General features: G+C 71.9%; 13 protein-coding genes. 7 read left to right on the top strand and 6 right to left on the bottom strand.

Translation table 11 applies throughout. The annotated features are described in order from the left end of the window. The first annotated feature begins 235 nt into the window (after nucleotides 1–235). The 4 genes from BGP03_RS11255 (at nucleotide 236) to BGP03_RS11240 (ending at nucleotide 4,608) form a co-directional block, all read left to right on the top strand. Nucleotides 236–976, top strand: a complete 741-nt coding sequence (locus BGP03_RS11255) for an endonuclease/exonuclease/phosphatase family protein (protein ID WP_363093581.1) — start codon at nucleotides 236–238, stop codon at nucleotides 974–976. Continuing rightward, complete coding sequence (locus tag BGP03_RS11250) at nucleotides 973–1,599, top strand: TIGR03085 family metal-binding protein (RefSeq protein WP_296371230.1); 627 nt, start codon at nucleotides 973–975, stop codon at nucleotides 1,597–1,599. Before BGP03_RS11255 ends, BGP03_RS11250 begins: the two co-directional genes overlap by 4 nt. A 155-nt stretch (nucleotides 1,600–1,754) precedes the next feature. Beyond that, nucleotides 1,755–2,747 (top strand): 4-hydroxy-tetrahydrodipicolinate synthase, encoded by a 993-nt coding sequence (gene dapA, locus BGP03_RS11245; RefSeq protein ID WP_296371228.1) that lies wholly within the window; start codon nucleotides 1,755–1,757, stop codon nucleotides 2,745–2,747. A 175-nt stretch (nucleotides 2,748–2,922) separates the two neighbouring features. After that, nucleotides 2,923–4,608, top strand: a complete 1,686-nt coding sequence (locus tag BGP03_RS11240) for a ribonuclease J (protein ID WP_298798788.1) — start codon at nucleotides 2,923–2,925, stop codon at nucleotides 4,606–4,608. Nucleotides 4,609–5,260: 652 nt separating this feature from the next. On the opposite strand, the gene BGP03_RS11235 is transcribed toward BGP03_RS11240, so the two are convergent. Genes BGP03_RS11235 through BGP03_RS11220 form a run of 4 tightly spaced genes read right to left on the bottom strand, consistent with a single transcriptional unit; the run spans nucleotide 5,261 to nucleotide 9,357 of the window. Next, on the bottom strand, nucleotides 5,261–6,058 hold the full coding sequence (locus BGP03_RS11235; RefSeq protein WP_296371227.1) for an ABC transporter permease: 798 nt from the start codon (nucleotides 6,056–6,058) through the stop codon (nucleotides 5,261–5,263). After that, on the bottom strand, nucleotides 6,055–6,960 hold the full coding sequence (locus BGP03_RS11230; protein ID WP_298798740.1) for an ABC transporter permease: 906 nt from the start codon (nucleotides 6,958–6,960) through the stop codon (nucleotides 6,055–6,057). The genes BGP03_RS11235 and BGP03_RS11230 overlap by 4 nt, the downstream gene beginning before the upstream one ends. Then, nucleotides 6,957–8,105, bottom strand: a complete 1,149-nt coding sequence (locus BGP03_RS11225) for an ABC transporter ATP-binding protein (RefSeq protein WP_298798741.1) — start codon at nucleotides 8,103–8,105, stop codon at nucleotides 6,957–6,959. Before BGP03_RS11225 ends, BGP03_RS11230 begins: the two co-directional genes overlap by 4 nt. Before the next feature lies 1 nt (nucleotide 8,106). Beyond that, on the bottom strand, nucleotides 8,107–9,357 hold the full coding sequence (locus BGP03_RS11220; RefSeq protein WP_298798742.1) for a spermidine/putrescine ABC transporter substrate-binding protein: 1,251 nt from the start codon (nucleotides 9,355–9,357) through the stop codon (nucleotides 8,107–8,109). A 173-nt stretch (nucleotides 9,358–9,530) separates the two neighbouring features. Between BGP03_RS11220 and BGP03_RS11215 the strand changes: the two genes are divergently transcribed. Both BGP03_RS11215 and BGP03_RS11210 read left to right on the top strand, forming a co-directional pair. After that, nucleotides 9,531–9,998, top strand: a complete 468-nt coding sequence (locus BGP03_RS11215) for an Lrp/AsnC family transcriptional regulator (RefSeq protein ID WP_296371218.1) — start codon at nucleotides 9,531–9,533, stop codon at nucleotides 9,996–9,998. 71 nt (nucleotides 9,999–10,069) lie between these two features. Continuing rightward, a complete protein-coding gene (locus BGP03_RS11210) occupies nucleotides 10,070–10,213 on the top strand; it encodes a hypothetical protein (protein ID WP_298798743.1) in 144 nt (47 codons plus the stop codon). Nucleotides 10,214–10,855: 642 nt separating this feature from the next. On the opposite strand, the gene BGP03_RS11205 is transcribed toward BGP03_RS11210, so the two are convergent. Both BGP03_RS11205 and lat read right to left on the bottom strand, forming a co-directional pair. Next, nucleotides 10,856–12,379: an aldehyde dehydrogenase family protein gene (locus BGP03_RS11205; RefSeq protein ID WP_298798744.1), complete on the bottom strand. Its 1,524-nt coding sequence runs from the start codon at nucleotides 12,377–12,379 to the stop codon at nucleotides 10,856–10,858. A 65-nt stretch (nucleotides 12,380–12,444) separates the two neighbouring features. Next, nucleotides 12,445–13,743: an L-lysine 6-transaminase gene (lat, locus tag BGP03_RS11200; RefSeq protein WP_296371212.1), complete on the bottom strand. Its 1,299-nt coding sequence runs from the start codon at nucleotides 13,741–13,743 to the stop codon at nucleotides 12,445–12,447. Nucleotides 13,744–13,824: 81 nt separating this feature from the next. Between lat and BGP03_RS11195 the strand changes: the two genes are divergently transcribed. Continuing rightward, entirely contained in the window at nucleotides 13,825–14,268 is a 444-nt protein-coding gene (locus BGP03_RS11195; RefSeq protein WP_296371210.1) for an Lrp/AsnC family transcriptional regulator, read from the top strand. The last annotated feature ends 409 nt before the right edge of the window (nucleotides 14,269–14,677 follow it).

The following is a 14,677-nucleotide window of genomic DNA, read 5'->3' as shown; positions in this document are numbered from 1 at the left end:
GCCGGCTTCGGTCCCCGTTCGGCCATGCCACACGCTAGCAATCGACCACAAACTAATGACTCAGGACACTAGCCGCGGCAGCCGTCGTCGCGGCTGTTCCCTGGTCCTGGTTCCTGCTGCGTGACGTCCTGGGCGTGGCGGGTGACGTCGTCGCCATCCTGCTCCCGGTCCTCGTCGCCGCGGTCGTCGTCGCCGGGGTCGTCGCCGCGGTCGTGGCCGCCCGGCGCCGTCGGGCGTGGCTGCTGCCGGCCGCGTCCGCCCTGGTGATGGGCGTCGTCACCGTCACTGGGCCGTGGCTCCCGGCCGACGACGGCACCGTGACGCCGGGCGCGGCCGTCACCGTCGGGGCCGCCAACGTCATGGGCGTCGGCACCCCCGGCGCCGCGCTGCTCGCCGCCCGCCCGGACGTGCTGGTGGTGTCGGAGTACACGCCCGCGCTCGCGCTCGACTACCCTACCGCGAGACCGGGCTGGGCGGTCCCGACGTCGCCGTCTTCAGCCGGTTCCCGATCCGGCGGCTGGAGGGCCCCGGACCGGCGCTGCCGGGGCTGCGGGTGCAGGTGGACGCGCCCGCGGGTCCGTTCGTCGTCTACGGCCTGCACGTGCCCCGGCCCTGGCTGACCGACGAGGGCGGCTACCAGGCCACCGTCGCCGAACACCACGCGATCATGACGGCGCTGGCGGCCCGCATCGCCGCCGAGCCGGGCCCGGTGGTGGTGGCCGGCGACCTCAACTCGTCCGACCGCGGCCGGGACTACCGCCTCCTCGTGGGCCCCACGCAGCTCGTGGACGCGGCCCGGGCCGGCGCCGTGTCGTACACCTCCACCGGCAAGTGGCTGCCGCTGCTGCTGCGGATCGACCACCTGCTGGTCGGTCCCGGCTGGTGCGGCGAGGGCGCCCGGCAGATCGGTCTGCCCGGATCGGACCACCGCGGCGTGACGGCCACCGTCGGTCCGTGCGTAGGGTCGGCCTCATGAGCCTGGCTGTCGACGAACGTGCGGCGATCTGCGACGAGTTCGAGAAGGTGGGGCCCGACCGGCCCACCCTGTGCGAGGGCTGGACCACGCGCGACCTCCTGGACCACCTGCTGGTGCGCGAACGCCAGCCGTGGGCGTCGATCGGGATGTTCGTGCCTGCTCTCGCCTCCGTCACGGACCGGGCGATGGCCGGTTACGAGCCCATGCCCTGGTCGGACGCCGTGGGGCTGCTGCGCGCCGGCGCGCCGGCCTGGTCCCCGTTCCGCATCCCGGCCGTCGACAAGCTCGGCAACGGTGGTGAGCTCTTCGTCCACCACGAGGACGTGCGCCGCGGCGAGCCGGGCTGGGAGCCCCGCCCGGCCGACCCCGCCCGCGACGCCGAGCTGTGGGCGCTGCTCCAGCGGATGGGTCGCATGCTGTTCCGCAGCGCCACGCCCGGGGTCGTGCTGCGCCGCCCGTCGGGGGAGCAGCACGTGGTCACCACCGGCTCCGGCGTGGTCACCCTCGTCGGGGAACCGGCCGAGCTGGTGCTCTTCGGCTTCGGTCGCGACGCCGTGCGCGTCGAGGTCGAGGGCGACGCCGCGGCGGTGGCGGCCTTCCGGTCGGCAGGGCGCGGCATCTAGGAGCGCGCTGAAGGACTCGGGCCTACTGCGCGACGCCCAGGCGGCGCCCTCGCACCTGCCCGCCTTGCGATGACACCACCTGAACGCCGCTCGCTACGGCCGGCGTTCTTCAGCACCCTCCTGGCTCTGTCGGGCCCGGGCGGTACCGTCAGGGTATGAGTAGCGCCGCCGACCAGCGTCAGCCGAGCCGCCCGTTCGGCCGGGTCCTGATCGCGATGGCCACGCCCTTCGACGCCGACGGCGCCCTGGACCTGGCCCGCACCGAGGAACTGGCGGCGCACCTGGTGGATCTGGGCGCCGACGGCCTCGTCGTCAACGGCACCACGGGCGAGGGCCCCACCACCACCGACGAGGAGAAGTCGGCGGCGGTGCGGGCCGTCGTGTCGGCGGTGGGGGAGCGTGCCACGGTGGTGGCGGGCGCCGGCACCTATGACACCGCCCACAGCGTGCACCTGGCGCGGGAGGCCGAGAAGGCCGGTGCCCACGGGCTGCTGTCGGTCACCCCGTACTACTCGCGACCGCCGCAGTCGGGCCTCGTGCTGCACTTCACGGCCATCGCCGACGCCACCGGGCTGCCGGTCATGCTCTACGACATCCCGCCGCGCAGCGTCATCCCCATCGAGCTGGAGACGCTGCAGCGCCTCGCCGAGCACCCCCGCATCGTGGCCGTCAAGGACGCCCGCAACGACCTGCGCGTCGGCACCGAGGTGCTGGCCACCACGTCGCTGGCCTACTATTCGGGCGACGATCCGGTCAACCTGCCGTGGCTGTCGGTGGGAGGGGCCGGTTTCGTCAGCGTCACCGGTCACGTCGTGGCCGACCGGCTCCGCGCGATGATCGACGCGTTCGAGGCCGGGGAGATCGAGCGCGCACGGTCCATCAACGCCTCCATGCTCCCGGTGATCCGGGCGATGGGACGCGTCGGCGGAGCGGTCTTCGCCAAGACGGCGCTGCGGCTGCGCGGCCTCGACGTCGGCGACCCGCGGCTCCCGCTGCCGCCCGCCACGCCGGAGCAGGTCGCCGCGATCGCCGCCGACCTGGGTGCGGCCGGGGTGGCGCTCGACGACAGGCACCGCGCCGATCGCGGCTACGGGGCCCTCGGGTCCCGCGCGGCCGTCGACCTCGGCGCCGAGGTCGCCTACCGGTGACCACCACAGATTTCTGAGAACGGGCGCCGAGCGGCGCCACTCCGCACCGAGTAGTAACGAGGAACCATTCTTGAGCCGTCCACCCGCACGGTCCGACCGCAACCGGTCGGACCGCCGTTCGCGTCCCGGTAACCGGCGCGACCGGTCCATACAGCAGCCTCCCGTCGAGGAAGCGCTGCTCCCCGGCCTGCCCACCCAGCCGCCCGGGCCCCTGCCCGAGGGCGGGCTGCGCGTCGTCGCCCTCGGCGGCATCTCCGAGATCGGTCGCAACATGACGGTCTTCGAGTACGAGGGCCGCCTGCTGATCATCGACGCCGGGGTGCTGTTCCCCGACGCCGACGCCCCCGGGGTCGACCTGATCCTGCCCGACTTCCGGCCCATCCTGGAGCGCCTCGGCGACATCGACGCCCTCGTGCTCACCCACGGCCACGAGGACCACATCGGCGCGGTGCCCTACCTGCTGCGCGAGCGGCCCGACCTGCTCGTCGTGGGCTCGCCGTTCACGCTCGCGCTGGTGGCGGCCAAGTGCAAGGAGCACCGCATCACCCCGCACATGCTGGAGGTGAACGAGGGCGACCGGCTGCGCCACGGCACGTTCGAGTGCGAGTACTTCGCCGTCGCCCACTCCATCCCGCAGTGCCTCGCGGTGGCCGTCCGCACGCCGGCCGGCGTCATCCTGCACACCGGCGACATCAAGCTCGACCAGGTGCCGCTCGACGGCCGCCTCACCGACCTGCCCGGGTTCTCCCGGCTGGGTGACGAGGGCGTCGACCTGTTCCTGTGCGATTCCACCAACGCCGACACCCCCGGGGTCTCGCCGTCGGAGGCCACGCTCGGGCCGAGCCTCGCCGCGGCCATCGGCCAGGCCACGGGCCGCGCGTTCGTCGCGTGCTTCGCGAGCAACGTGCACCGCGTGCAGCAGATCATCGACGGCGCCGTGATCCACGGCCGCCGGGTGTGCCTGCTGGGCCGCTCGATGCTGCGCAACATGGAGATCGCCACCGACCTGGGCCTGCTGACGGTGCCCGACGGCACGATGGTCTCCATCGACGACGTCGACGAGCTGCCCGACGAGCAGGTGCTCGTCGTGTGCACCGGGTCGCAGGGCGAGCCGATGGCGGCGCTGTCGCGCATCACCCGCGGCGAGCACCGCACGTTCCAGATGCGCTCCACCGACACGGTGATCCTGTCCAGCTCGCTCATCCCGGGCAACGAGCACGCTGTTTTCGGCGTGGTCAACCGGCTGCGCCGCGCGGGCATCAAGGTCATCGACAACCGCAACGCCAACGTGCACGTCTCCGGCCACGCCTACGCCGGGGAGCTGCTGTACCTCTACAACGCGGTGCGACCGAGCAACGTCATGCCGGTGCACGGCGAGTGGCGCCACCTGCGCGCCAACTCCGAGCTGGCGATCCAGACCGGGGTGTCGCCCGACGCGGTGGTGCTCACCGAGAACGGCGTCACGGTCGACCTCATCGACGGCAAGGCGATGATCACCGGGCGGCTGCCCGTGGGGCGCGCCTACGTCGACGGCGTGTCCACCGGCGACATCGAGCAGCCGACGCTGGCCGACCGCCTGGTGCTCGGTGAGGGCGGGTTCATCTCCATCACCATCGCCATCGACGCCACCACGGGCCGCGCCGTCGCCTCACCGACGATGTCGGGCCGGGGCTTCTCCGAGGACCCGAAGGCGCTGGAGGCGGTGCTGCCGCTGATCGAGGCGGAGCTCTCGCGCACCGAGTCCGACGGCATCACCGACACCCACCGCATCGCGCAGCAGGTGCGGCGCGTGGTGGGCAAGTGGGTGGGGGAGACCTACCGGAGGCGGCCCATGATCGTCCCCACGGTCATCGCGGTCTGACCCGACGCCACCTCGCAGCCCGTGTGATCGCCTCGCAGCCCGCCGGCGCGCTGCGAGGTGCCTCACGGGCTGCGACGTCGACGCCGCGAACACGTCGTCGGCGGTGCCCCGGCCCCGGTGGAGGGACACGGCGATGAGGATGGCGTCGATGATGTCGGAGACGCCCAGCCCGTTCGGCCACAGCCGGGCGATGCTCGGCACGATCGAGCCCTCGGAGCCGTCGCCCGCGTAGACCTCGACCAGCGCGACCACGGCGAACGCGGCCAGCACCAGCAGTTCGACGCCCAGCAGCGCGTACTGCAGGCGCGCGGAGATCTCGCCAGCCCATCCACGGTCCGAACGTGCGGCCGGCCCAGGTGAACGTGGTGCCGCGGTCGGGCTCGGCCTCGTTGAGCTCGCGGTAGGCCACCGCGATGAGGTACATCGGGATGAACGCGATCACGACGATCAGCCCGAGGCTCGCCGCGAGGCTGTAGGCGGGCGCGGTGGACGCGAGGCCGATGACGACGCCGGACACCAGGCCCAGCGCGCCGCCCTTGAGGCCCTTGTCGCCCGGCGCGCTGCCGAACCCTGCTGCATCGGAGGACGTCTCCGTGCTCATGCTGCCTCCCGGCCGTCGTCCCACCTGATGGGGGAGGTCGGAAATGTCGGATCAGGTGGCGGCGGCCCGTCGTCGTCGGGCCGCGAGGACCTGTCCGGTGACCACGATGATCAGCGCGATCAGGAACATCGCCGACCCCATGACGTTGGCCTGGGCCGGGATGCCGCGCGTGGCCGAGACGTAGACGAACTTGGGGAAGGTGTCGGTGTTGCCCGAGTTGAAGTTCGTGATGATGAAGTCGTCGAAGCTCAGGGAGAACGCCAGCAGCGCGGCGGCGGCGATGCCGGGCAGCAGCAGCGGGAACGTGACGCGCCAGAACGCGGCCCGCGGGGAGGCGTAGAGGTCGGCCGCTGCCTCCTCGAGGCGCGGGTCCAGCGACGCCACGCGGGCCTTCACCGTGACCACCACGAAGCTGATGCAGAACATGACGTGCGCGATGACGATGGTGGCGAACCCGGGGTTGACCCTCAGGTTGAGGAACTGCGCGAGCAGTGCCGCGCCGAGCACCACCTCGGGCGTGGCCATGGGCAGGAACAGCAGCAGGTTGGCGCCCGCACGCAGGCGGAAGCGGTAGCGCACCAGCGCGATGGCGATCATGGTGCCGAGCACGGTGGAGATGACGGTGGCGAGCACCCCGATCTGCAGGCTGTTGACCACCGACTCGCAGACCGCCGGCGCCCCGCACGGGTTCTGCCAGTTCGTGAACGTGAAGCCCCGCCAGACGAGGTTGGAGCGGCCGGCGTCGTTGAAGCTGAACGCGAACGTGTACGCGATGGGCGTGAGCAGGTAGAGGAACGCCAGCGCGGCGTAGACCGGCAGCAGGTACCGGCCGAAGGACAGGCGCTTCACAGCAGGTCCTCCGTTCCCGAGCGCCGCACGTACCAGGCGACGAGCAGCAGGACGGCCGCCATGAGGATCACCGAGAGCGCCGCGGCGGTGGGGTAGTCGACCACCCGGAAGAACCGGGAGTCGATCACGTTGCCGACCATCGACGTGCCGGCGTTGCCCAGCAGGGCCGAGTTGACGTAGTCGCCGGCGGCGGGGATGAACGTGAGCAGCGAGCCGGAGACGATCCCGGGCATCGTCAGCGGCAGCGTGACGTGCCGGAACGTGGAGATCGGGGTGGCGTAGAGGTCGCCACCGGCCTCGACGAGCCGCAGGTCCAGGCGTTCCAGGCTCGCGTAGACGGGCAGCGTCATGAAGGGCAGGAAATTGTAGGTCAGCCCCGCGACGACGGCCACGGGCGTGGCGGTGAGCCGCGCGTCGTCCGGGAGCAGGGAGACGGTCTTGAGGACCGAGACCACCACGCTGTCGTCGGCCAGGATCTGCTTCCACGCGATCGTGCGCAGGATGAAGCTGGTGAAGAACGGGGCGATCACCAGAACCAGCAGCACACCCTGCAGGAGCGGCCGGGTGCGGCAACGCACGCCGATGACGTAGGCCAGCGGGTAGCCGATGGCCAGCGCCAGCACCGTGGCGATGAACGCGTAGAGGAACGAGCGGCCGAACTGCGGGGCGTAGGTGACCACCGCGTCGACGTAGTTGGACACCGCGAACGCCGGGCGGGTGGCCCCGACCGGTCCGCCGGGCACGCGCTCGAAGAGCGAGGTCAGCAGCAGCACGGCCACGGGGGCCACGAAGAACACGAAGAGGTAGAGCAGCCCGGGGGCGAGCAGCAGCCAGGCCGTGCGGCTGCGGCGCCGGGCGCCGGCGACCTCGGTGCCGTGGCCGACGACGAGCGCGGCCGTCACGGGGCCGCCGCCTCGCTGAGCTCGGCCGCCTCGACGGCCTCCCCGGTGCCGTCGTCGGGCGCGCCGTCGTCGACGAGCGCGAAGGCGTGCTGCGGCGACCACGCGAGCCGGACGGTGCCGCCCGGCGTCGCGGACACCCCCGTCAGGTTCTGGGCGAACACGCTCATCCGGCCCGCGCCGGGCACGTCCACCAGGTACTCGGTGCTCACCCCGGCGAACGAGACGTCCGCGACGGTGCCCGGGCCGAGCGCCGTCGCGCCGGGCGGGGCCGGGTCGTCCGCCCCGAGCAGGATGACCTTCTCCGGCCGCACCCCGACCAGCACCGCCCCGCTGCGGGCGACGGCGCGGTCGGCGGGCACCTGTACGCGGGTGCCGGCGACGTCGACGCCGAGCAGGCCGCCGTGCTCGTCGGTCACGGTGCCGGCGAGCAGGTTGGACCGGCCCAGGAAGTTCGCCACGAACGGCGTGCGGGGCAGGTCGTAGAGCTCCTGCGGTGCGCCCATCTGCTCGATGCGCCCCGCGTTCATCACCGCGACCGTGTCGGCCATCGTCATGGCCTCCTCCTGGTCGTGGGTGACGTGCACGAACGTCAGGCCCACCTCGTCCTGGATGCGCTTGAGCTCCACCTGCATCTGGCGGCGCAGCTTGAGGTCGAGCGCGCCGAGCGGCTCGTCCAGCAGCAGTACGGCCGGGTTGTTGACCAGCGCCCGGGCGAGCGCGACGCGCTGCTGCTGGCCGCCGGAGAGCTGGGCGGGCTTGCGGCCGGCGAGGTGGCGCAGCTCGACGAGGTCGAGCGCGGCCATCGCCCGTTCGACCACGTGCTTCTCCCGGCGCCGGCGCAGCCCGAACGCGACGTTCTCGATGACGTCGAGGTGCGGGAACAGGGCGTAGCTCTGGAACACGGTGTTGACCGGTCGCTGGTGGGCGCGGGTGGCGGTGATGTCCTCGCCGCCGATGAACACGCGGCCGGCGCTGGGGCTCTCCAGCCCGGCGATGATCCGCAGCATCGTGGTCTTGCCGCAGCCGGACGGCCCGAGCAGGGCGAAGAACGAGCCCGACGGCATGGTCAGCGACAGGTCGTCGACGGCGGTGAAGTCGCCGAAGCGCTTGGTGACGGAGACCAGCTCCAGATCGCGGCCCGACACGTCAGTTGCCGATCGTGGTCTGGAACCGGCCGCCGAAGTCGGTCTCCTCCTGCGGGGTCAGCGTGCGGAAGACCTTCACCTTCGCGAGCGTCGCCGCGTCGGGGAAGATGCTCGTGTCGGCGGCCAGCTGCGGGTCGGTCTTCCGCAGCGCCTCCTGGGCGCCAACCACGGGGCAGATGTAGCTGACGTATGCGGCCACCTGCGCGGCCACCTCGGGGTCGTAGTAGTAGTTCATGAGCGTCTCGGCGTTCTTCTTGTGCCGGGCCCCGACCGGCACCATCATGTTGTCGCTCCAGAGCGTGCCGCCGGCGTCGGGCACGGCGAACGCGAACTTGTCGTCGTTCTCCGTGTTGAGCTGGGTGATGTCGCCCGACCAGCCGATCACCGCCACGGCGTCGCCGGAGACCAGGTCCTCCTTGTAGGAGTTGCCCTTCACCTGGCGGATCTGGCCGGACTTGATCTGGTTGTCGAGCACGTCGATCGCGTTGCCGAACTGGTCGGCGCCCCAGCTGCCGGAGATGTCGACGCCCTGGTCGGCCATGATCAGCCCGACCGTGTCGCGCCACTCGTCGAGCACCTCGACCCTGCCCTTGAGCTCGGGCTTCCACAGGTCGGACACGGACTTCAGGCCACCGGGCACCGCGGCCTTGTTCCAGGCGAGCCCGCCGAAGCCGGACTGCCAGGTCAGCGTGCGGTTGCGGCCCGGGTCGTAGTCGACTCCCCGCAGGGACGGCAGCAGGTTCTTGGCGTTGGGGATGAGCGAGAGGTCGAGCTCCTGGGTGTAGCCCATGCGCACCATCCGCGCGGCCATCCAGTCGGTGAACACGACGATGTCCTTGCCGATGTCCTGCCCGTTTGCGAGCTGGCCCGAGATCTTGCCGTAGTACGTGTCATTGCCGTCGATGTCCTCGCTGTAGGTGGCGGCGATCCCCGTGGTCGCGATGAACTTCTCCAGCGTGGGGTACTTCTTCGTGGCCGGGTCGTAGTCGAGGTAGAGCGTCCAGTTCGCCCAGTCGACCTTCTTCTCCGTGTCGGAGACGTCGGCGGCCGGTGCCGGGCCCGCGGCGGAGGTGGGGCCGCCGGCGGCGTTCGTGGGCGTGCCCGCCGTCCCGCAGGCGGCCAACAGGGCGCCGGCCCCGAGCGTGCCCGCGCCGCGCAGCAGCGACCGGCGCGACAGGCGCCCGGTGGCGCGCTGCAGGGAGAGGACGGCCTGCGCCTCGGGGGACAGCGACCGGAAACGGGCGGGGTGCATGAAGGGGTCCTCCTGGGGGCGATCTCGACCGGTGTGGACTGTAGTGCGCAACAGAGTGGTTCCTGGTGAGATCATCCAGACTTACCGTGACTGACCATTGATTTCGTTGAAGTCCGAGGATCTGACAACGAAATGAGTTTCCAAGACCGGGATCGGCGCCTACTCTCGGTCGGGTGACCGCCATAGCGCCCCACGCCCTCCTCGACGACGTCGGCCAGGCCATCGTCGAACAGCTCCAGGAGGACGGCCGCCGGCCGTACGCCACCATCGCGCGGGCCGTCGGGCTCTCCGAGGCTGCCGTCCGCCAGCGGGTGGCCCGGCTGCAGGAGACCGGAGTGATCCGGATCGTCGCCGTCACCGACCCGATGCAGCTGGGTTTCCGGCGGCAGGCGATGGCCGGGATACGGGTGGAGGGCGACGTGGTCACGGTGGCCGACGCGCTGGCCGCGATGCCCGAGGTCGACCACGTCGTGATCACGGCCGGCAGTTTCGACGTGCTGGCCGAGGTGGTCTGCGAGGACGACGACCACCTGCTCGAACTCGTCGGGCGGCGGATCCGGGCCCTGCCCGGCGTCCGCAGCACGGAGACGTTCGTCTACATGAAGCTGCACAAGCAGCACCACAACTGGGTCGCGAAGTAGTACTTCACGGTCACCGGCAAGCCGCTGAAGACCTACCACGGCACCCGCAGGGCGCGCTCGCGCTCACCGGCGTGCCCGGGTACCGCGCGCCGTTCGAGCCGGTGGTGCCCGGCGCGTTCAAGGTGCCCGACACCGACGCCTACCGGTCCGACCTTGAGGGCAAGGAGCTCGGGCTGTGGGCGGCCAACCGCGTGGAGGAGGCGACGACACCGTAACGGCGGTGTTCGTCGAGCCCGTGCAGAACGCGGGCGGCTGCTTCCCGCCGCCCCCCCGGGTACTTCGAGCGGCTGCGCGAGATCTGCGACGCCCACGACGTGCTGCTCGTCTCCGACGAGGTGGGCAAGGCCGTCGTCGAGGAGGACATCGCGTGCGACTGGGTGAAGAGCGGCACGACCCCCGGGGCCGTCGCGCTCCCGCAGCTCCGACGGACGGCAGGGGGTGACCGTCCAGGGCCGGGCGCCGACGGGCTGCAGGACCCCACACCACCGGGCGGCCCCCGGCCGGGGAGTGGATGCTGCAGTGGACGCGCGCCCAGGTGGCCCTCGTGCGTCCGGGCCCGCGCGCCCGGGCGCTGCAGGGCGTGGTGGCCGACCTGCCCACCACCGGCGACGGTGCCACGTACGTCGCGAGGCACCTGTCGGGGGTGCTGCACCGCGTCGGGACGGGCCGGCCCGGCCTGGCCTTCGGCGACGGCACGCGACCGGGGGAGTACCGCCACGACGGCCGCCCGCCGCTGCTGGCACCTGGCCGACGACGCGGACGTGCGCGAGGCGGCCGCCCCCTGGAGCGACCTGACGACCACGGCGGACACCCCGCTGACGGGGTTCTGGTGAGACCCGACGAGAACCTGCCGCTCGTCAGCGGGGGAGGCGGTACTCGGTGTCGGCCGGGAGCTCTGCGGTGTCCATCTGCGCCTTCTGGAGCTTGCCGCCGAAGTCCCAGTTCATGCTCTGCCACCGCGTGAACTGGTCGAGCACCCAGATCCCGGACTGGCGGCTGCCGTTGCCGCTGCGCCCGTTGCCGCCGAAGGGCAGGTGGGCCTCAGCGCCGGACGTCGAGTTGTTGACGCTCACCATGCCCGCCGTCACCCGCTCCCGGAACCGGAACGCGTGCGCCGGGGTGCTCGTGTAGATCGACGCCGAGAGGCCGTAGCCGTGGCCGTTCGCGAGCTCGACGGCCTCGTCGAACGTGGCGAACGAGGCGACGCCGACGATCGGGCCGAACGTCTCCGTGGAGTACAGCGCGTCCCCGGCGCGGACGCCGTCGACGATCGTGGGGTGGGCGTAGATCCCCGGCTCGCCGGTGAAGTTGCCGCGCGGATCGGCCGGGGTGATGCGCCCCGTCGAGCCGATCACGGTGTGGTGCGGCTCGATCAGCGCCAGGTGCTTCTCGAAGTTCTCCAGGAACCGCTCGGAGATCATCGGGCCGAAGAGCACGTCACCGGTCGGGTCACCGACCACCGCGCTCTCGACGGCCGCGGTGAAGCGGGCCAGGAACTCGTCGTGCACCGACTCGTGGACGATCACCGTGCCGAGGGAGGTGCAGCGCTGCCCGGCCGTGCCGAAGCCTGAGAACAGCGCGCCCTCGACCGCGAGGTCGAGATCGGCGTCGGGCATCACGACCAGCGGGTTCTTGCCGCCGAGCTCCAGGCACGGGTGCTGCAGGTGGTGTCCGGCGAGCTCGCCGATCCGCACCCCCACCACCGACGAGCCGGTGAACCCGATCTTGTCGACCAGCCCCGCCTCCAGCGCCCCGGACAGCCCGTCGAAGGTGGCGGGACCGTCGGTGAGCACGGTGTTGAGCACGCCCGCCGGCAGCCCGCCGCGCACGAACAGCTCGGTGAACGCCTCGGCGATGGCCGGGGTGTACTCCGCGGGCTTCCAGACCACGGCGTTGCCGCACAGCAGCGCGGGCAGCAGGTACCAGGACGGCACGGCGACGGGGAAGTTGCCGGCCGTGACGATCGCGGCGACGCCGACGGGCACGCGGAAGGTGAACAGCTGCTTGTCGGGCATCTCGCTGGGCACGGTCTGCCCGTAGAGGCGGCGGCCCTCGCCGGCGAAGAACGACGCGGTGTCGATGACCTCCTGCACCTCGCCGCGGGCTTCCGCGAGGGGCTTGCCGATCTCGCGCGTGACGATCGCGGCCAGGGCCTCCTTGTTGGCCTCGACCAGCCGGCCGATCTGCTCGACGACCCGCCCCCGCACGGGCGCCGGCGTGGCCGCCCAGGCCTTCTGGGCCGCGCGGGCGGTGCGGCAGGCGTCGACGAACGTGGAGGCATCCCCGAGCAGGGCGGTGGCGACGGGCTCGCCCGTGGCCGGGTTGGTGGACGCCAGCGGCACGCCCGCCGTGGCCCAGGAGCCGTCCACGTACGAGCCCACCCCGCAGGGCTCGTGAGCGGAAATCGGGGTGGGAACACTGTTATCCGCGCACGGGCGCGTAGCGCTCATTTCGCCACCGCCTTCCGGATCGCCGCCACCGCGAGCGCGAGCTCGTCCTCGGAGATGGTCAGCGCCGGCCGCAGCCGGATCGAGCGTTCCCCGCCACCCAGGATCATCACCTCGTCGTCGTGCAGGCGTCGGAGAACGGCGTTCCGGGAGTCGGGGTCGGGCAGGTCGAAAGCCACGAACAGCCCCCGGCCGCGCACGGCCGAGATCCCCGGCACCGTGCCCAGGTCGTCGAGCAGGCGCTTGCCCAGCAGCCCCGCGCGCTCGATCAGCCCGTCGGCCTCGATCACCTCGAGCTGGCGGCGCGAGCGCACCATGTCGGTGAGGTTGCCGCCCCACGTCGAGTTGATCCGCGACGACACGGCGAACACGTTGTCGGGCACCTCGTCCACGCGCCCGCCGGCCATGATCCCGCAGACCTGCACCTTCTTCCCGAACGCGACGACGTCGGGCTGGACACCGAGCTGCTGGTAGGCCCACGGGGTGCCGGTCATGCCGCAGCCGGTCTGCACCTCGTCGAGGACGAACAGGGCGTCGTGCTCGACGCACAGCGCCTGCATGGCCTGCAGGAACCCGGGCCGCATGTGGTTGTCGCCGCCCTCGCCCTGGATGGGCTCGGCGAGGAAGCACGCGATGTCGTGGGGATGCGCGGCGAACGCCTCGCGAGCCTGGGCGAGCGCCCGGGCCTCGGCCTCGTGGACGTCCCCGAAGTGGATCGCGGGCACGTCGATCCGCGGCCAGTCGAACGTCGGGAACAGCGCCGTCTTCACCGGGTCGGTGTTGGTGAGCGAGAGCGTGTAGCCGCTGCGCCCGTGGAACGCCTTGCGCAGGTGCAGCACTTTCGTGCCCAGTTCTCCGGGCCGGCCGTGCAGCGCGTTGTGGCGGCGCTTCCAGTCGAACGCCGTCTTGAGCGCGTTCTCGACGGCGAGCGCGCCGCCCTCGACGAAGAACAGGTGCGGCAGCGCCGGGTCGCCCAGCACGCGGCTGAACGTGTCCACGAACGCGGCCATCTGCGTCGTGTAGATGTCGGAGTTGGACGGTTTGTTGACCGCCACCTCGGCCAGCTCCGCGAGGAAGGCCGGATCGTCGGCCAGCGCGGGATGGTTCATGCCCAGGGGTGCCGAGGCGAAGAAGCTGAACAGGTCGAGGTGGCGACGCCCGTCCCGCGCGTCGACGAGCCACGAGCCCCGGCTGGCACGGGTGTCCAGCACGAGGTCGAAGCCGTCCACGAGCAGGTGGCGGCGCAGCGTCTCGTGGACCCTGCCCGGATCGATGTGGCCGGGGGTGATGACCGTCATGCCCCCAGTGTCGTGACGCGATCCTGACGGGTCACGACACCGAGCGTCGGCGTCGCCCGGCGAAGTGCCACGATGTCGCCCGTGCCGCCGACGAATCGTCAGATCGATGCTCTCGACCGGCGTCTGCTCGACCTCCTGGCCGCCGACGGCCGCACCACGATGGCCGACCTCGGACGCGCCGTCGGGCTCTCGCGCACGGCGGTGCTCGCGCGGGTCCAGCGGCTGGAGAGCGACGGCGTGATCCGCGGCTACCGCGCCGATGTCGCCCTGCCCGGGGTCGCGGCCGCCCACCGCGCGCGGGTGGGGCTGGTCATCCGCACCCCGGACGTCGCGGGCTACGTCCGGCGGCTCGCGGCGCTCCCCGGGGTGGACGAGATCGAGACGGTGACGGGGGAGTACGACCTGATCGTGCTGCTCACGGCGTCGAGCGGGGCGGAGCTCGACGCCGTGCTGGACCAGGTGGCGAGCTGGCGGGAGACCGTGCGCACCACCACGTGGGTGGTGCTCACGCGGTACCGGCGGTAGGCCCCCCGGGGCACCGGATCCGGGCATACCGGCCGCAACGGTCCGGCGCGTCTCCGCAAGAGGGCGGAGGTCGCGAAATCGGGAGACCGGTGTCGGCGTGTTCGGTCCTTCCTGCATCAGACAGCAGGGCGGAACGGTGCTGTGCTGTGTGGGGCGGAGCGCAACGCCGCGTTCCCCGAGCGGAAGGAAGGCAACGATGAAGAGCCTGTTCAGCGAACTCAGGCCGGCCGTTCCCAGCTGGCACTCCAGCAGGACGTCCCGTCGTCACAGCAGCAGGAAGAGCAGCCACCGCGGTCGCCGACGCGGCCGCCACTGATAGCAGGGACTGACGGGGGTCCCAGCCGCTCACCGGCCGGACCCCCGTCGAGTTCTCCGGTCCCGATCACCCGGGACGACGTCAGTGGGGATG

The sequence above is a fragment of the Pseudonocardia sp. 73-21 genome (assembly GCF_001899645.1).
GTDB lineage: Bacteria > Actinomycetota > Actinomycetes > Mycobacteriales > Pseudonocardiaceae > Pseudonocardia.
Note: the sequence above shows the minus strand (reverse complement) of the source record. Positions and strands in the feature narration are given on the sequence as shown.